This window comes from Mycobacterium sp. PTI7 (genome assembly GCF_056679845.1).
This window is the reverse complement of record NZ_CM155252.1, coordinates 3,475,737-3,492,199: the sequence shown is the minus strand read 5'-3', so window position 1 is coordinate 3,492,199 and position 16,463 is coordinate 3,475,737. Positions and strand designations below refer to the sequence as shown.

The following is a 16,463-nucleotide window of genomic DNA, read 5'->3' as shown; positions in this document are numbered from 1 at the left end:
TCAGCTCAGGTCTGCCACCACTTCTTCCCCTCGTACTTCGCGCGGTTCGCGGCGTACTCCTCGGGGTGATTCCGCTTCTGGAGAGCGCGCACCGGCCAGAACAGCAGCCACAGCACCGGATAGACCGTCACGTAGAACAGCACGTGCACCACCCCGCCGGCCAGGACGGCGAACACGAACGCCGGATACACCAGGATCAGGCAGAACTGGATGAACTGCTTGAGCACCACCGGGTAGCCGTCGGCCATCCCCCAGACGTAGCGGGGACTCATGGTGTGCAGGTACTTCCTGAACGTCGACGTCTCGGCCTTCGCGTCGGGCGGCGCCTCGCCGACGTCCGCACCGAGTTCCTCGTACGTCGGATCCTTTGAGCGAGCAGGTCGTTCCGGCACCGGTGGCTGCGGCGTGATCATGGCGTGATGACGGTCTTCTCGTCGATCTGCGACGTGGCGTCCATCAGCGGGCCCATCTGCGCCTCGACGCCGTCCGCGTTGAGCTGCAGCACGAACAGGTCCGGCCCACTGGGGATCAGGACCGTCTTCTGCGCGATCAGACGTTTGACGCCCTCGCGGACGTAGGTGCCGCCGATCTGATAGGCGTCGAAGGTCCCCAGCGTGCTGGTGTTGCCGTTGCCGCCCTCGAAGCCGGGCAGGTTCTTCAGCTCTCCGGGCGCGTACTCCATGATCTTCGCCGGATCGACCTCACCCGACAGCTTCGACATGATCGCGACGATGGTCGGCGGATCGGCGGCGGCAGCCGGATCGCCGGTGAAGACGAGCGCGCTGAAGGCGTACTCGGGTGCCCTGGCGCCGGCGTCCTCCCACCCGGCGGGCACCGGCAGCTCGACCGTCGGCGTCCCGGGGTCGCCGCGCCGGACCGGCGTCTCGGTGATGCCGTTCTGCTTGACGTACTCGGCGATGGTCTCGTTGCCACCGGCAGGCGCTTCCGCGGGCGCCGCCGAGGGGGACTCGGCCTCGCTGCTCGCGGCGCTGCTGCTCGCGGACGACGAGGACGTCGCCTCCGTCGAGGAGTCCGACCCGCACCCCGCGAGGGCCACGGTCAACGCGATGGCGGCGACGGCGGCGCCGCCGGCCGTCGTGAGCATCTTCAAGGGAGTCTCCTGTCGTCGGAAAGCAGCCTGAGCCTACGGTCGGCAAATCCGCGGCGCACGTGATCTGGCATTCACGGTCAGAATTCGGGTTTCGCGCCGCGGGATGTCATCGGCGCTGTGATAGCAAGGCGGGGTGCGCGTGTTCGCGGCCTGTCTGGCGGTGCTGCTCTGCGTGGCGTGCGGCCGGTCCGACGATGCCGGGACGCCACCCGCGCCCACGAGCGGGTCCGCGTCGCCCGCGGCCGTCGACGTCGCGAGGGTCGGCCAGTCCCGCACCGACGTGCCCGCCGGGTTCGAGTTCGCGGACGTCGCAGGACGTGTCGCGCCCGTCGCGCAGTGGGGTCTCGGCGCCGAATGGTCGGTCGACCCCGGGACGTGTGCGGCGCTGGTGGATCCGCGCATCGATGCGGCGACGCTGCGTGGATGGTCGGCGTCGGGGCCGGGAGCCATCGTCTACGCCGTCGCGGCCGCCGCTGCGACCGGTCTCGATCCCGGCATCCGCGCCGGGTGCGGCCGCTTCTCGGTGTCCGCGGGGCCCACGACGGGCGACGCGTCGGTCGTGGACGGTCCGGCGGTCGACGGCGCCGAGACGGTGGGAATCCGCGTCGAGACGACGACCGTCGTGGAGGGCGGCACCGAAACGCGTTCGCACGCCGAGACGTTCACGGCGTACCTGCCGGGACATGTCGTCTACGTCACCGTCGTCACCGACCCCGGTGCCGACGACTCGGTGCTGGGGCGCGACTTCGCCGCACGACTGCTGACCGGCACGACGGCCGCGGTGCGCGGGACGCCGGTCAGCGACGGGTAGATTGGCCGCGATGTCGAGGCCCCTGCTCGCCCTTGTCTGCGCCGTGGCGCTCACCTCGTGCTCGAGTGGATCCGGCGGTGAGGCGCCGCAGGGCGACATCGCGGGCGTCCGCGACGTCGCGTCGAGCTTCGGCCCCGAATTCAGCGTCAAGACGATCGACCCGACCGGCGTCGACCCGCGCCTGCTCGCGCCTCAGACGCTGCCCGCGGGCGTCACGTTCGACCCACCCGGCTGCGTCGGGCTCGCGAAGGGGCTGGAGCTGCCGCCCGGGCTGCAGGGCAACATGGCGGCCGTCACCGCGGAGGGCGCGGGCAACCGGTTCATCACGATCGCCGTCGAGACGTCGGAGGCCGTGCCGTTCCCCGACCCGGGCGCCGACTGCCAGAAGGTCGCGTTCGCCGGACCGGGATCGCGGGGGCTGGTCGAGGTCACGGAGGCCCCGACGATCGAGGGCGCACGCACGCTCGCCACCCATCGCGTGGTGCAGACGGTGGTCAACGGCAAGCCGGCGACCGGCGAGCTGTACAACTACCTCGCCAGCGTCGGGTCCTTCCTGGTGATCGTCACCGCCAACCCGCTGGTCGTGCCGAACCAGCCCGTCGCGCCGGTCGACGTCGTGCGTGCGCGCGCCCTGCTGACCTCCGCGGTCGAGGACGTCCGCGGCTCCTAGCGCACGTCGCGGGGCCGGAACTGGATGCTGATCCGCGGGCCGGTGGGCCGGGTGGTCTTGGGGATCGAGTGCTCCCACGTCCGCTGGCAGGACCCGCCCATCACGATGAGGTCGCCGTGGCCCTGCGGGAGCCGCAGCGACCGGCCGCCGGAGCGGGGACGCAGGGCGAGCGTCCGGGTGGCGCCCAGGCTCACGATGGCGACCATGGTGTCGTCGGTCCGGCTGCGCCCGATGTTGTCGCCGTGCCACGCGACGCTGTCGGACCCGTCGCGGTAGAGGCACATCCCCGCGGTGGTGAACGGTTCGCCGAGTTCGCGGGCGTAGATGTCGTTGAGCCGCACCCTCATCTTCGCGATGGCGGCGTGCGGCGCGGGGTCGGCGATCAGGTCGTGGAAGCTGACCAGCCGCGGCACGTCGAGCACGCGGTCGTACATCTGGCGGCGCTCGGCGCGCCAGGGGATCGACGACGACAGCTCGTCGAACAGGTCGTCATCGTCGGTCAGCCATCCCGCGCGGACGTCGATCCACGCGCCGCTGCCGAGGACCCGGCGTTCGTCGCAGTCGAACAGTCCCGTCTGGACCGACAGCCCGCTTTCAGCCACACGACGATGCTATCGCACAGGCGTTCGATCGTCACAGATTGGCGGCGCCCGGACCGCGCTGCGCCAGGACGTCACCTGGATTGGCCAGCGCGCATGCCTTGAGGCTCAGGCAGCCGCAGCCGATGCAGCCGGAGAGGTTGTCGCGCAACCGTTGCAGGTGCAGGATGCGTTCGTCGAGGTCGGCGCGCCAGCCCGCCGACAGGCGTGCCCAGTCCTTGCTCGTCGGGACCCGGTCGGTCGGCAGCGTGGCCAGTGCCTCGCGGATGCGCGACAGCGGGATGCCGAGGCGCTGCGACATCCGGATGAACGCGACGCGGCGGATGGTCTCGCGGGCGTAGCGGCGCTGGTTGCCCGTCGTGCGCTTGCACGTGATGAGGCCCTCGCGCTCGTAGAAGTGCAGGGCGGACACGGCCACGCCGCTGCGGCGTGCCATCTCGCCGGGAGTCAGATCGAGCGTCTCCACGACCTCGACCTTAGTTGAGGTGCTCGCGACAAAGCAGGAGGAAGCGCCCGACCCGCAGTACGGTGCAAGTCATGACGGACACGCTGCTGGGAGCGGACTCGGAGGTCGGCACGCTGCGGGTCGTCATCCTGCATCGACCGGGCGCCGAATTGCAGCGGTTGACGCCGCGCAACAACGACCGGCTGCTGTTCGACGGATTGCCGTGGGTGGCCAAGGCGCAGGAGGAGCACGACGCGTTCGCCGGGCTGCTCCGCTCGCGTGGCGTCGAGGTGCTGCTGGTCTCCGAGCTGCTCACCGAGGCGCTCGACAGTGGTGCGGCGCGCATGCACGGCATCTCCGCTGCCGTCGATTCGCGCAGGCTGGGACTGCCGCTGGCGCAGGAACTCTCGACGTACCTGCGCACGCTGGACGCGTCTGCGCTGGCGCACGTGCTGATGGCGGGCATGACGTTCGACGAGCTGCCGTTCGGCGAGAACGAGCTGTCGCTGGTGCGCCGTATGCACCACGGTGGCGACTTCGTGATCGAGCCGCTGCCCAACCTGCTGTTCGCGCGCGACTCGTCGTTCTGGATCGGGCCGCGGGTAGCGATCACGTCGCTGGCGATGCCGGCGCGGATCCGGGAGACGTCGCTCACCGACCTGATCTACGCCCACCACCGGCGGTTCCGGGGCGTGCGGCGGGCGTACGAGTCGCGGTCGGCTCCCGTCGAGGGCGGCGACGTGCTGCTGCTCGGTCTCGGAGTCGTCGCGGTCGGCGTGGGGGAGCGCACCACGCCTGCGGGTGCGGAGGCGTTGGCGCGCAGCCTGTTCGACGACGGCCTCGCGCACACCGTGCTGGCCGTCCCGATCGCGCAGGAGCGGGCGCAGATGCACCTCGACACCGTGCTGACGATGGTCGACAAGGACGCGGTCGTCATGTACCCGAACATCAAGGACTCGCTGTCGGCGTTCACGATCCGCAGCACGGGCGGCGGGGTGAAGATCGACCGCGCGGTGCCGTTCGTCGACGCGGCCGCCGACGCGATGGGCATCGGCAAGCTGCGGGTGATCGACACCGGCCTCGACCCCGTCACCGCCGAGCGGGAGCAGTGGGACGACGGCAACAACACCCTCGCGGTGGCGCCCGGCGTCGTCGTCGCCTACGAGCGGAACACCGAGACCAACGCGCGCCTGGTCGATTCGGGCATCGAGGTGCTCCCGATTGCCGCATCGGAGTTGGGGACCGGACGCGGCGGCCCGCGCTGCATGTCGTGCCCCGCGGCCCGCGACTCGCTGTAGGTCACGGCAGATTTTGCGTTGAGACTGCCCCCAGGGTCGTGCATTACCTGGATTCACGACCGCTGACGCAGTTTCAACGGCTTGCCGCGTCGGGCGAAGGCGTCCGCGGTCCGTCGGACGATGTACGAGCGCGAGTGCTCCGCGACGACGTGTAGGTCGAACCATCCTTCACGCGCCACCATCTCGTTGCGCCCGATGTCGTGGACGTAGCGCTGACGGTCGGTCAGATGCTGGTACCCGTCGTAGTCCGCGGCCACCAGGATGTCGTCCCAGCCCATGTCGAGGATCGCCATGCTGACCCCGTCGCTCACCTCGATCTGCGTCCGCGGCCGCGGGAAGCCTGCGTCCGTGAAGAGAAGTCGCAGCCAGGTCTCCTTCGGCGATTGGCCACCGGAATCCATCAGCCCGAGTGCCACCGGTGCCCGCCGCCGGCCCCGTGCGCGTGGATGGCGCTCGAGAAGGGCCAACGCATCGTCGGCGGGCACGTCGGTCGCCACGGCCAGCGCGTCCAGGTGGCGGACCGCCTCGTCGCGCGGGAGATGCCTGGCCAGATCCGCGGCGGTGCGCGCGGGCGTGGTGACGAGCAGGCCGCCGACCGTCATCACCTCGTCGGGGTCGATCCGCTCGTTGCGCGTGATGATTTCGGTGGGCGATCTGTCCCGTCCGGCGATCAATTCGATGGGGGTGTCGGCGCGGACCCATTGCGCTCCGTGCACCGCGGCCGCGGCGCGGCCGGCGACGATGCCGTCGCGGCCCGACCACAACCAGGCGCCGGCCGTCCGCGCCCGCAGCGACGCCACCACCGACTTCGGCACGTACACACCGGGGAAGAGCGACGCGTAGTTCCAGCGCAACTGCGACCGCGTGAGTTGCCCGGTGGCCAACCGCTCGCCGCCGACGAAGACCTCGTCCATGCCGCGATCGTGGAGGCGACCTACGACATTTCTGCGTCACTTCGTCGAGACTGCGCGCAGGGCTGTGGACAACCGGAAATCACGACCCTGGACGCAGTTTCAGCGCCCGACCCCGACGGGCGGACGCTAGCGCCAGGACGGCAACCAGATCTGCAGGTTCCACGTCGACTGCGAGATGGGCAGGCCGGTCAGGATCGGGAACAGCCACGCGAAGTTCGTGATGACGAGTGCGACATAGAAGCACACCGCCAGGAGGCCGAGCGTCCGCCGCTCGGCGTTCTGTCGAGGCGCGTACAGGACGTCGCCGAGGATGAGCGCGATCGCCATCACCAGGAACGGCGCCATCGGTGCGGCGTAGAAGAAGTACATCTGCCGGTCGATGTCGGCGAACCACGGCAGATAGCCGGCGAAGTAGCCGACCAGCACCACGCCGTAGCGCCAGTCCCGCTTGACGACGGCCCGCCACAGCGACCACAGCAGCACCGGCACCGCGATGAACCACATGGCGGGCGTGCCGACGAGCATCACGGCCTTGACGCACGACTGGGCGCCGCAGCCCGCGACGTCCTGCTGGTCGATCGCGTAGAGCACCGGCCGTAGGGACATCGGCCAGGTCCACGGCTTGGACTCCCACGGGTGGTGGTTGCCCGCGGCGTTGGTCAGCTCGGAGTGGAACGTGTACACGGTGTACATGTAGTGCCACAGCGACCGGAGGGCGTCGGGGACGACACCGTCGACGCCGATCGTCCGGCCCTCCTCGTGGCGGTACACCCCGGTCTCGGACGCGAACCACGGCCCGTACGACGCCAGGTACACGCCTATCGGGATCAGGCCCATCACGTAGGCCGTCGGGCCCAAGTCGCGTCGCAGCGTCCCCACCCACGGCCGCTGGACCCGGTACTGGCGTCGCGCCGCGACGTCGAACGCCAGCGTCATCAGCGTGAAGAACAGCACGAAGTACAGGCCCGACCACTTGGTCGCGAAGGCGAGACCCAGCAGCACGCCCGCGCCGAAGCGCCACCACCGCACGCCCAGGCGCGGACCCCAGCGGGTCTCCCCGATCCGGCCCTCGAGCAGTGCGACGTGCATGCGCTCACGCATCTGGTCGCGGTCGACGATCAGCGCGCCGAACGCCGCCACCACGAACGTCACCAGGAAGACGTCGAGCAGGGCGGTGCGGGCCGACACGAAGCTCACCCCGTCGGCGATGATCAGCAGCCCGGCGATGCCGCCGATCAGCGTCGACCGCGTGATGCGACGGACGATCCGCGCCACCAGCACCACGATGATCACGCCGCAGACCGCGCCGCTGAAGCGCCAGCCCAGGCCGTTGTAGCCGAAGATCCCCTCGCCGATCGCCATCAGGAACTTGCCCATCGGCGGGTGCACCACCAGGCCGTAGCCGGGGTTGTCCTCGACGCCGTGGTTGCCGAGCATCTGGAACGCCTGGGGCGCGTAGTGCTTCTCGTCGAAGATCGGCGTGCCGGCGTCGGTGGGCGAGCGGAGGTTCAGGAAGCGCGTGATGGCGGCCAGTGCCGTGATGACGGCGGTCATCGCCCAGCCCTGCAACCGGTCGAGTGGACCGAAGTCCGCCACGGGCATCAGCGGAGCCGGACTGATCACCGGCGCGCTGCGCGAGACCGCGGCGGGGTCGACGGTCGTGGCGGTCACGACAGCGATCGTAGGCTGTGCGGTGTGACCGAAGGCCGCCTGCTGCTCGCCGCCACGCCGTTGGGCCAGGTCGGCGACGCCTCGGCGCGCCTGATCGAGGCCCTCGCCACCGCCGACGTCGTCGCCGCGGAGGACACCCGACGGGTCAGGACGCTGGCCCAGTCGCTGGACGTGCGGCCCGCCGGGCGGGTGGTCAGCTTCTTCGACCAGAACGAGTCGTCGCGGGTGCCGTGGCTGATCGAGGAGATCACCGGCGGCGCGACGGTCCTGGTGGTCAGCGACGCCGGCATGCCCTTAATCAGCGATCCCGGGTACCGGCTGGTGGTCGCGTGCGCCGACGCCGGCCTGACCGTCAGCTGCCTGCCCGGCCCGTCGGCGGTGACGACGGCGCTCGCGGTCGCGGGGCTGCCGTCCGACCGCTTCTGCTTCGAGGGCTTCGCGCCGCGCAAGCAGTCCGCCCGCGTCACCTGGCTCAAGTCGCTCGTCAACGAGGAGCGCACCTGCGTCTTCTTCGAGTCACCGCGCCGGCTCGCGGAGTCCCTGCGCGACGCCGTCGAGGTGCTCGGCCCCGACCGCCGGGCCGTCGTCTGCCGCGAACTCACCAAGACCCACGAGGAGATCCGCCGGGGATCGCTGCTCGAGCTGGCCGACTGGGCCGACGAGGGCGTACTCGGCGAGATCACCGTCGTGCTGGCCGGTGCGGTGCCGCGCGCGGACCTCGACACGCTCGTCGCGCTGGTCGCGTCCCGGGTCGACGACGGCATGCGGGTCAAGGACGCATGCGCCGAGGTGGTCGCCACCAATCCGGGTGCCCCGTCACGGCGCGAGCTGTACGACGCCGTCCTGCGCGCCCGCGACTAGCGCCGCGACGCGATCGGCGCCGACGATCGCGGTCGCCTTATGCAGGCACTCCTCCCACTCGAGGTCCGGGTCGGAGTCGGCGGTGATGCCGCCGCCCACCCCCAGCGTCGCTGACCCGTCGGCGGCCACCTCCACGGTGCGGATCGCGACGTTCAGCTCGCACCCTGCCAGTGGTGACGCGAAACCGACGGTCCCGCAGTAGCTTCCGCGTCGCTCGCGCTCCCACTGCGACAGCAGCAGGCGCGCCCGGGTCTTCGGCGTGCCGGTGACCGACGCCGGCGGGAACGTCGCGTCGAGGATCGTCGCCATCGGCACGTCGACGGGCACCCGGGCCGTCACCGTCGACACCAGGTGCCACACGCCCGGCGCCTGCCGCACGACGAGGAGTTCCGGCACCGTCACGGATCCGGTGATCGCCACCCGGCCGAGGTCGTTGCGCACCAGGTCGACGATCATCACGTTCTCGGCGACGTCCTTGGCCGACGAGCGCAGGTCGGCGGGCGGTCGGTCCAGCGGCAGGGTGCCCTTGATCGGACTCGACGACACGTCCTCGCCTCGTCGCGAGAGGAACAGCTCGGGGGACAGCGACGCCACGGCGCCCCACGTGCCGGACACGAAAGCCGCTCGGGCAGGCGCGGTTCGGGACACGGCGTCGGCGAACAGGTCGACGGGCGACCCCGTGAGCGGGCCGGTGAACCGGGTGCACACGCACGCCTGATACACCTCGCCGGCGCGGATGGCCTCGAGACAGGCCAGGACGCCGCGGCGGTGGACGGCACGGTCGGGTGCGCGCCAGTCGACGTGGTGATGACCGGCTTCGGCGGGGCGGGCCAGGGCGTCGCCGATCCACCGGGGAAGCGTTGCACCGGACAGGCTTTCGTACCACCATCGGCCGTCGCGGTCCTGCCGGAGCACGCAGTCGGTCCACCCGCCGGCGGCCTCGGGAATGCGCGCGGCGCCGCCGTCGGACGCTCCGTCGGGATAGGACAGGTAGCCGATCCAGCCGCCGCCGATCACGTCGCCACCCGCTCCGGCCGCCACGTCGAAGGCGTCGGCGACGGGGACGGGTCGCACGTCGACGCTCGGCACGAGCACGGCCCGCGAGCCGAACCAGTCGCCGGTCAGCGCCGCGGGCGGCGGCAGGTGCAGTCGCATCGTCGCCGCGGCCAGGGCGCGCAGCACCTCCGGGGCGCTCCCGACCTCCGCCAGCGGCTCGACGTGCACCGGCTCAGCTTGTCAGACCCGCCCGATGGCCCGCGACACCGTGACGCCCGACAGCTTGTCCGGGTTGCGCATGGCGTAGAAGTTCGCGATCCGGCCGTCGACGATCTCGACCGACACGACGCCTTCGAGCCGGTCGCCGATGTAGAGCACCAGCGCGGGTGCGCCGTTGTAGAACGCCGGTTCCGCACGGCCGTCGGGACCGCCGAGGCGGATGAGCCCGACGACGAGTCGCGCGACGCTGTCGGCACCCGACACCGGTCGGCGTGCGGCGCTGGCCTTTCCGTCGCTGTCCGCGGTCCACACCACGTCGGGCGCCAGCATGCTCATCAGCCCGTCGACGTCCCCCGTCGCGGCGGTGGCGAAGAACTGCGCCGTCAGTTCGAGGGACGTCTTCGGGTCGACGGGCTCGTAGCGCCGCCGCCGCGCGTGGACGTGTTCGCGGGCGCGGTGCGCGATCTGGCGGACGGCGGCCGTCGACTTGCCGATGGCCGCGGCGATCTCGTCGTGGTCGAAGCCGAACACCTCGCGCAGCACGAACACCGCCCGCTCGTCGGGGCCCAGCGTCTCGAGCACCACCATCATCGCCATCGACACCGATTCGGCGAGCACGACGTCCGACGCCGCGTCGCCGGCGTCGACGAGCACCGGCTCGGGCAGCCACGGTCCGACGTAGTCCTCGCGCCTGCGGGACTGGGCGCGCAGCGCGTTGAGCGCCTGCCGGGTGACGAGCTTGGCCAGGTAGGACTTGCTGTCGTGCACCGTCGCGAGGTCCACGTCGGCCCACCGCAGGTACGCGTCCTGCAGCACGTCGTCGGCTTCGGTTGCGGCGCCGAGCATCTCGTAGGCGATCGTGAACAGCAGCGGACGCAGCCGGGTGAACCGTTCGGCGTGCTCGGCACCGGCGTTCATCGGACGCCGGCCTCCGCCAGCCGGCGGGAGCGCTTGCCGCCCTTGAGCCAGAAGTAGGAACCGGGCTTGCGGGCCTCCCTGGCCAGGAAGGACACCGTGCCTCTGCAGACGGCCTCCTTGATGCTCGCGGCCAGCCGACCGCCGACGTACAGCGGCATGACACGGTCGTCGAGGTGCGCAAGCTGGATGGTCCCGGCGTTGCGGCCCAGGCTGATGCACTGTCCGGTGAACGCCTGGTTCACGACCGCGGGCTCGGTACCCGCGATGCGGCTCAGGACGGTGTTGGCCGCCTGGGCGCCGAGCGGGATCGCCGCCTGGCAGCTCATCCGCAGCGGCGAATCGGACGGCGCGGCGGCGTCGCCCGCGGCGACGATGAACGGGTCGTCGATGCTCGTCAGCGTCTCGTCGGTGAGCAGTCGGCCGATGCGGTCGGTCGCGAGGCCGCTGCGGCGGGCCAGATCGGGCACGCCGAACCCCGCCGTCCAGATCGTGACGGCGCTGCGCAGCTCGCGGCCGTCGGCCAGGCGGACGGAGTCCGAGCGCACCTCGGTGACCTTGGCGGTGGGTCCCTCGACGACCGTGACGTCGAGCGCCCGCATGACCTTCGCGACCGACGCGCGTCCGCGCTCGTGCAGGTACGGGCCGAGGACGCCGCCGCACACCAGCGTCACGGCGTGGCCCTGCTCCGCCAGCTCGGTGGCCACCTCGATACCGGTCGGGCCGGCGCCGACGACGGTGACCGGTTCCCCGACGCGCGTCCGGGCGATCGCGTCGCGCAGCAGGGCGCCGTGCTCGAACTCCGAGATCGGGTAGGCGTGTTCGGCGGCGCCCGGCACGGTGAGCGCGTCGCCGGTACTGCCGACCGCGTAGATCAGGTAGTCGTAGCCGACGGTGCTGCCGGAAGCGAGGGTCACGGTGCGGGCGGCGGCGTCGACGAGTTCGGCGGAGTCGACGAGCAGCCGGACGTCGTCGGCCAGTACGTCGAAGTACGCCACCACGGCGTCGTCGGATCCGGTGATCAACTGGTGCAGGCGGATCCGCTCGACGAACTCGGGGCGGGGGTTGACGAGCGTGACCGCGACGTCCGGGTTGAGCCGCAGGTGGTTGGCGGCGATGACGCCCGCGTATCCGCCACCGATGACGACGACGTTCGTTGTGGACATGACTACTCCTTTGGTCGATCCGGCTCCTCGTCGGATGGGGGTGAGGAGCCGGGCTGACCTCAAGACACCGGTGGTCTTGGGAGTGTGACAGGTGAGCGCCGAATGTGGCGCGGCTCACTCCTCCGGAGCGACGTACCGGGGAAACACGCCCTCGGGCTTCGGCAGGTCGGTGCCCGGCACCAGCCGCGTCGCGACGGCCGCGAACGTGCGGGCGTCGTCGGCCTGACCGAGCAGGCCCAGGAGCTTGCCCGCGGACTCCGGCATCACGGGCTGCACCAGCAGCGCGGCGATCCGGACGGTCTCGAGCGTCGTGTAGAGCACCGTGCCGAACCGCTGCTGGTCGGCGGGGTCGTCGGACTTGCGCAGCACCCACGGTTCCTGGGCGGAGAAGTAGCGGTTGGCCGCGCCGAGCACCGACCAGATCGCCTCCAGGGCCAGGTGCAGCGCCTGCTCGTCGTAGTACCCGCGCACCCGCTCGAGCAGCGCGTCGGCCGCGCCGAGCAGCTCCTGGTCGGCGGCGCTCAGCTCACCCGGATCGGGCACCCGGGAGTCGAGGTTCTTGTTGACCATCGACAGCGACCGCTGCGCCAGATTGCCCAGCTCGTTGGCGAGGTCGGTGTTGATCCGGCTGATGATGCCGTCCTCGCTGTAGCTGCCGTCCTGACCGAACGGCACCTCGCGCAGCAGGAAGAAGCGCACCTGGTCGAGCCCGAACGCGTCGACGAGGTCGACGGGGTCGACGACGTTGCCCACCGACTTGCTCATCTTCTCGCCGCGGTTGAACAGGAAGCCGTGCGCGAACACCCGCCGCGGCAGCTCGAGCCCCGCCGACATGAGGAAGGCCGGCCAGTACACGGTGTGGAACCGGATGATGTCCTTGCCGATCATGTGCAGATCGGCCGGCCAGTAGCGCCGGTAGGACTCCGACTCGGTGTCCGGAAAGCCAACGCCGGTCAGGTAGTTGGTGAGCGCATCCACCCAGACGTACATCACGTGGTCGGGGTGGCCGGGCACCTTGACGCCCCAGTCGAACGTGGTCCGCGAGATCGACAGGTCGCGCAGTCCGCCGGAGACGAAGCTGACGATCTCGTTGCGTCGCACGTCCGGGCCGATGAATTCCGGATGCGCCTCGTAGTGCGCGAGCAGCCGCTCGGCGTAGGCCGACAGCCGGAAGAAGTAGGTCTGCTCCTCGGTCCACGTGACGGGCGTGCCGGTCTCGGTGGCGACCCGCGACCCGTCGGCGACGGCCTCGGTCTCGTCCTCGGTGAAGAAGCGTTCGTCGCGCACCGAGTACCACCCGGAGTACGAGTCGAGGTAGATGTCACCGGCGTCGTTCATCCGGTTCCAGATCGCGACCGACGCCTCGACGTGGTCGGCGTCGGTGGTCCGGATGAAGCGGTCGAACGTGACGCCGAGGCCTTCCTGCAGCCGCTGGAACACGTCGGAGTTGCGCCGGGCGAGGTCGGCGGTCGGGATGCCCTCCGCGGCCGCGGTCTGCGCCATCTTCAGCCCGTGCTCGTCGGTGCCGGTGAGGAAGCGGACGTCGAAGCCGTCGAGTCGCTTGAAGCGGGCGATCGCGTCGGTGGCGATGTACTCGTAGGCGTGGCCGACGTGCGGCACGCCGTTCGGGTAGGCGATGGCCGTCGTCACGTAGAACGGTGCGCCGGCACCGTGGGAGCCGTCGGCCGCGGGGGAGAGGTCAGGGGTGCTCATCGCGCTTCACCTTATTGTCTAGGGCGTGTCCGGAACATCTGATAAAGAGGCGACCGGATCGTCGCGACGCGCGCGGCCCGCCCCGCCGCTGCCCGAACCGTTGGCGCCGCTGGTCGACGCGCACACCCACCTCGACGCCTGCGGGGCGCGCGATGCCGATGACGTGCACGCGATCCTCGACCGCGCCGCCGCGGTCGGTGTCGAGGCCGTCGTCACCATCGCCGACGACCTCGAGTCCGCCCGGTGGGCCGTCGCCGCCGCCGGCTGGGACGACCGGGTGTACGCCGCCGTCGCGCTGCACCCGACCCGCGCCAACGCCCTCGACCACGAGGCGCGGGCGGAGATCGAACGGCTGGCCGCCGACCCCCGGGTGGTCGCGATCGGCGAGACCGGCATGGACATGTTCTGGCCCGGCCGCCTCGAGGGGTGCGCCGAGCCGGCCGAGCAGCGCGAGGCGTTCGCGTGGCACATCGACCTGGCCAAGCGCTCCGGGAAACCGCTGATGATCCACAACCGCGACGCCGACGCCGAGGTGCTGGACGTGCTGCGCGCCGAGGGCGCCCCCGACACCGTGATCTTCCACTGCTTCTCGTCGGGTCCCGAGATGGCGCGCGAATGTGCCGACGCCGGGTGGCTGCTGAGCATGTCGGGCACCGTCAGCTTCAAGAACGCCTCGTCGTTGCGCGAGGCTGCGCAGCTCATCCCGCCCGATCAGCTGCTGGTGGAGACCGACGCGCCGTTCCTCACGCCACATCCGTACCGCGGCGCACCGAATGAGTCGTACTGCCTGCCGTACACCGTCCGGGCGTTGGCCGAGGTCGTTCGGCGACCCGCCGACGAACTGGCCCGCCAGACGTCGGCGAATGCGGCCGCGACCTACGGATTCCGTAGGTGACGTAAGTTGCCGCCACCTGGGCATTTCGTTACCGTCCTGTTAGGAAACCGCTGGACAGGCGACTGAATCGTTTGCTGGCTTCGACATCTCGGGGATAGTCACTGTTGAACGCGCTATTGGAACTTCATGACACTCGCTCGCCCATGCTGCGGGTCTGCGTCGGCCTGCTGCTGACCGGTCTCGTCTTCGCGGGCGGGTCCGCCGTGGCGGCGCACAAGACCGTCACGCTCACCGTCGACGGCTCGCAGATGACGGTGTCGACCATGAAGACCCACGTGATCGACGTCGTCGAGGAGAACGGTTTCGAGGTCGGCGAGCGCGACGACCTGTACCCGGCGGCCGACGCCGACGTCGAGCAGGCCGACACCATCGTCCTGCGCCGCAGCCGCCCGCTGCAGATCTCCCTGGACGGCCGCGACAGCCGCGAGGTCTGGACCACGGCGTCGACCGTGCAGGAGGCGCTGAGCCAGCTGTCGATGACGGACACCGCTCCAGCTGCGGCTTCCCGCGGCAGCCGGGTGCCGCTGGGGGGCATGTCGCTTCCCGTGGTGAGCCCGCGCACGGTTCAGCTCGACGACGGCGGAGCGGTCCGGACCGTCCGCGTCCCCGCCGCGAACGTGGCCGGCGTGCTCGAGGCGGCGGGCGTCCCGCTGCAGCAGAGCGACACCGTCGTCCCCGCCGCGTCCGCACCCGTCGCCGAGGGCATGCGCATCCAGGTGACCCGCGTCCGGACCGAGAAGGTGACCGAGCGTCTGCCGCTGCGGCCGGCCCAGGAAGTCATCTCCGACGTCACGATGAACATGAGCCGGCAGGTCGTCGAAGATCCCGGTACCCCCGGTACGCAGGACGTCACGTTCGCCGTCGCACGGGTCAACGGAGTGGAGACGGGGAGGTTGCCAGTAGCCAATGTCGTCCTCAGCCCGGCTCGCCCCGGAGTAACCCGCGTGGGCGCCAAGCCCGGCACCGAGGTGCCGCCGGTGGGCATGGGAGCGACCTGGGATGCCCTCTCGCGCTGCGAAGCGGGAGGTAATTGGGCCATCAACACGGGTAACGGTTTTTACGGTGGCGTGCAATTCGACCAAAACACATGGGAACGCAACGGTGGTCTGAGGTATGCTCAGCGGGCTGATCTGGCTACCAGAGAAGAACAGATCACGATTGCTGAAGTAACACGGGCGCGCCAAGGGTGGGGTGCCTGGCCTACTTGTAGTGGAAGGTTGGGAGTCCGCTGACCATCAGGCTCCTCGGTCGCACCGAGATACGACATCTGGCGAAGGAACTCGACTTCCGGCCGCGCAAGTCGTTCGGACAGAACTTCGTCCACGACGCCAACACCGTGCGCAGGATCGCGTCCGCGTCCGGCATCAACCGACACGACCACGTGCTCGAGATCGGGCCCGGCCTCGGATCGCTGACGCTCGCCCTGCTCGACCGCGGCGCGCGGGTGACCGCCGTCGAGATCGACCAGGTGCTGGCCGAGCAGCTGCCCAAGACCATCGCCGAGCACTCGCACAGCGAGGTCAGCCGGCTGAACGTCATCCCCACCGACATCCTCAAGCTCACCAGGAGTGACCTCCTGGACGAGCTGCGCAAGGTCGACGTGGACCAGGAGCCGACGGCCGTCGTCGCGAACCTGCCCTACAACGTCGCCGTGCCCGCCATCCTGCGCGTGCTCGCCGAGTTCCCGACCATCCGCACCGTCATGGTGATGGTGCAGGCCGAGGTGGCCGAGCGTCTCGCGGCCGAACCCGGCGGCAAGGACTACGGCGTGCCGAGCGCCAAGGTGCGGTTCTACGGAAACGTGCGCCGCTACGGCATGGTGTCGCCGACGGTGTTCTGGCCCATCCCGCGCGTCTACTCCGGTCTGGTGCGCATCGACCGTTACGAGCACCCCGCGGACACGCCTCCGCCGTGGCCCACCGCCGCGGAGTTCCGCGACGAGGTCTTCAAGCTCATCGACGTCGCGTTCGCACAGCGCCGCAAGACGTCGCGCAACGCCTTCGCCGAGTGGGCGGGTTCGGGCAACGAGTCCGCCGAGCGTCTCCTGTCGGCGAGCATCGATCCCGCCCGTCGCGGGGAGACGTTGAGCATCAACGACTTCGTGCGACTGCTGCAGCGGACGGGCTGGAAGCCACGTCCGCCGCAGCAGCAGGACGAGGACGCCCGCTCGCTCTGAGCG

At 70.6% G+C, this 16,463-nt stretch carries 17 protein-coding genes; 7 read left to right on the top strand and 10 right to left on the bottom strand.

Going from position 1 to position 16,463, the window contains the following annotated elements; all coding sequences use genetic code 11:
* Positions 1-5: 5 nt before the first annotated feature.
* Together AC1MEY_RS16725 and lpqN are read right to left on the bottom strand one after the other, a co-directional pair.
* Positions 6-413, bottom strand: coding sequence for a hypothetical protein (locus AC1MEY_RS16725; RefSeq protein ID WP_480226578.1), 408 nt, complete (start codon positions 411-413; stop codon positions 6-8).
* The gene (lpqN, locus tag AC1MEY_RS16720; protein ID WP_480231524.1) at positions 410-1,105 is read right to left on the bottom strand and encodes an envelope biogenesis lipoprotein LpqN; all 696 of its coding nucleotides are present in this window, start codon (positions 1,103-1,105) and stop codon (positions 410-412) included. Before lpqN ends, AC1MEY_RS16725 begins: the two co-directional genes overlap by 4 nt.
* Before the next feature lie 139 nt (positions 1,106-1,244).
* Here lpqN and AC1MEY_RS16715 point away from each other — a divergent pair, with 139 nt between their 5' ends.
* On the top strand, positions 1,245-1,922 hold the full coding sequence (locus AC1MEY_RS16715) for a DUF5642 family protein (RefSeq protein ID WP_480226577.1): 678 nt from the start codon (positions 1,245-1,247) through the stop codon (positions 1,920-1,922).
* A gap of 10 nt (positions 1,923-1,932) precedes the next feature.
* Positions 1,933-2,592 carry a DUF5642 family protein gene (locus AC1MEY_RS16710; RefSeq protein WP_480226576.1) on the top strand — a complete coding sequence of 220 codons (660 nt, stop codon included), beginning with the start codon at positions 1,933-1,935 and terminating at the stop codon, positions 2,590-2,592.
* On the opposite strand, the gene AC1MEY_RS16705 is transcribed toward AC1MEY_RS16710, so the two are convergent.
* Together AC1MEY_RS16705 and soxR are read right to left on the bottom strand one after the other, a co-directional pair.
* A complete protein-coding gene (locus AC1MEY_RS16705; protein WP_480226575.1) occupies positions 2,589-3,194 on the bottom strand; it encodes an alpha-ketoglutarate-dependent dioxygenase AlkB in 606 nt (201 codons plus the stop codon). The genes AC1MEY_RS16710 and AC1MEY_RS16705 overlap by 4 nt on opposite strands.
* A gap of 31 nt (positions 3,195-3,225) precedes the next feature.
* On the bottom strand, positions 3,226-3,627 hold the full coding sequence (soxR, locus tag AC1MEY_RS16700) for a redox-sensitive transcriptional activator SoxR (RefSeq protein WP_480231523.1): 402 nt from the start codon (positions 3,625-3,627) through the stop codon (positions 3,226-3,228).
* 101 nt (positions 3,628-3,728) lie between these two features.
* Between soxR and arcA the strand changes: the two genes are divergently transcribed.
* Positions 3,729-4,934: an arginine deiminase gene (gene arcA / locus AC1MEY_RS16695; RefSeq protein ID WP_480226574.1), complete on the top strand. Its 1,206-nt coding sequence runs from the start codon at positions 3,729-3,731 to the stop codon at positions 4,932-4,934.
* A 53-nt stretch (positions 4,935-4,987) separates the two neighbouring features.
* Here arcA and AC1MEY_RS16690 read toward each other — a convergent pair whose 3' ends face one another.
* Positions 4,988-5,848: a hypothetical protein gene (locus AC1MEY_RS16690; protein ID WP_480226573.1), complete on the bottom strand. Its 861-nt coding sequence runs from the start codon at positions 5,846-5,848 to the stop codon at positions 4,988-4,990.
* 126 nt (positions 5,849-5,974) lie between these two features.
* Entirely contained in the window at positions 5,975-7,450 is a 1,476-nt protein-coding gene (locus AC1MEY_RS16685) for a dolichyl-phosphate-mannose--protein mannosyltransferase (protein WP_480231522.1), read from the bottom strand.
* A gap of 93 nt (positions 7,451-7,543) precedes the next feature.
* Here AC1MEY_RS16685 and rsmI point away from each other — a divergent pair, with 93 nt between their 5' ends.
* A complete protein-coding gene (gene rsmI / locus AC1MEY_RS16680; protein WP_480226572.1) occupies positions 7,544-8,380 on the top strand; it encodes a 16S rRNA (cytidine(1402)-2'-O)-methyltransferase in 837 nt (278 codons plus the stop codon).
* On the opposite strand, the gene AC1MEY_RS16675 is transcribed toward rsmI, so the two are convergent.
* The 4 genes from AC1MEY_RS16675 to metG form a co-directional block, all read right to left on the bottom strand.
* Positions 8,336-9,604 (bottom strand): aminodeoxychorismate synthase component I, encoded by a 1,269-nt coding sequence (locus AC1MEY_RS16675; protein ID WP_480226571.1) that lies wholly within the window; start codon positions 9,602-9,604, stop codon positions 8,336-8,338. The two genes, rsmI and AC1MEY_RS16675, sit on opposite strands and share 45 nt — an antisense overlap.
* Before the next feature lie 12 nt (positions 9,605-9,616).
* Positions 9,617-10,513 carry an RNA polymerase sigma-70 factor gene (locus AC1MEY_RS16670; RefSeq protein WP_480226570.1) on the bottom strand — a complete coding sequence of 299 codons (897 nt, stop codon included), beginning with the start codon at positions 10,511-10,513 and terminating at the stop codon, positions 9,617-9,619.
* Positions 10,510-11,676 carry an NAD(P)/FAD-dependent oxidoreductase gene (locus AC1MEY_RS16665; protein ID WP_480226569.1) on the bottom strand — a complete coding sequence of 389 codons (1,167 nt, stop codon included), beginning with the start codon at positions 11,674-11,676 and terminating at the stop codon, positions 10,510-10,512. Before AC1MEY_RS16665 ends, AC1MEY_RS16670 begins: the two co-directional genes overlap by 4 nt.
* 114 nt (positions 11,677-11,790) lie before the next feature.
* Positions 11,791-13,389 (bottom strand): methionine--tRNA ligase, encoded by a 1,599-nt coding sequence (gene metG, locus AC1MEY_RS16660; RefSeq protein ID WP_480226568.1) that lies wholly within the window; start codon positions 13,387-13,389, stop codon positions 11,791-11,793.
* Positions 13,390-13,489: 100 nt separating this feature from the next.
* Between metG and AC1MEY_RS16655 the strand changes: the two genes are divergently transcribed.
* The 3 genes from AC1MEY_RS16655 to rsmA all read left to right on the top strand — a co-directional run bounded on the left by AC1MEY_RS16655 (position 13,490) and on the right by rsmA (position 16,460).
* Entirely contained in the window at positions 13,490-14,284 is a 795-nt protein-coding gene (locus tag AC1MEY_RS16655; RefSeq protein ID WP_480226567.1) for a TatD family hydrolase, read from the top strand.
* A gap of 104 nt (positions 14,285-14,388) precedes the next feature.
* Positions 14,389-15,516: a transglycosylase family protein gene (locus AC1MEY_RS16650; protein WP_480226566.1), complete on the top strand. Its 1,128-nt coding sequence runs from the start codon at positions 14,389-14,391 to the stop codon at positions 15,514-15,516.
* Positions 15,513-16,460, top strand: a complete 948-nt coding sequence (gene rsmA / locus AC1MEY_RS16645) for a 16S rRNA (adenine(1518)-N(6)/adenine(1519)-N(6))-dimethyltransferase RsmA (protein ID WP_480231521.1) — start codon at positions 15,513-15,515, stop codon at positions 16,458-16,460. The genes AC1MEY_RS16650 and rsmA overlap by 4 nt, the downstream gene beginning before the upstream one ends.
* Positions 16,461-16,463 lie beyond the last annotated feature (3 nt).

Bases quoted from the DNA above. Each gene is read 5' to 3' on its own strand.
- AC1MEY_RS16725 (WP_480226578.1), bottom strand. From the start codon at position 413: ATGATCACGCCGCAGCCACCGGTGCCGGAACGACCTGCTCGCTCAAAG.
- lpqN (WP_480231524.1), bottom strand. From the start codon at position 1,105: ATGCTCACGACGGCCGGCGGCGCCGCCGTCGCCGCCATCGCGTTGACC.
- AC1MEY_RS16710 (WP_480226576.1), top strand. From the start codon at position 1,933: ATGTCGAGGCCCCTGCTCGCCCTTGTCTGCGCCGTGGCGCTCACCTCG.
- soxR (WP_480231523.1), bottom strand. From the start codon at position 3,627: ATGGCACGCCGCAGCGGCGTGGCCGTGTCCGCCCTGCACTTCTACGAG.
- arcA (WP_480226574.1), top strand. From the start codon at position 3,729: ATGACGGACACGCTGCTGGGAGCGGACTCGGAGGTCGGCACGCTGCGG.
- AC1MEY_RS16690 (WP_480226573.1), bottom strand. From the start codon at position 5,848: ATGGACGAGGTCTTCGTCGGCGGCGAGCGGTTGGCCACCGGGCAACTC.
- AC1MEY_RS16685 (WP_480231522.1), bottom strand. From the start codon at position 7,450: ATGCCCGTGGCGGACTTCGGTCCACTCGACCGGTTGCAGGGCTGGGCG.
- AC1MEY_RS16670 (WP_480226570.1), bottom strand. From the start codon at position 10,513: ATGAACGCCGGTGCCGAGCACGCCGAACGGTTCACCCGGCTGCGTCCG.
- AC1MEY_RS16665 (WP_480226569.1), bottom strand. From the start codon at position 11,676: ATGTCCACAACGAACGTCGTCGTCATCGGTGGCGGATACGCGGGCGTC.
- metG (WP_480226568.1), bottom strand. From the start codon at position 13,389: ATGAGCACCCCTGACCTCTCCCCCGCGGCCGACGGCTCCCACGGTGCC.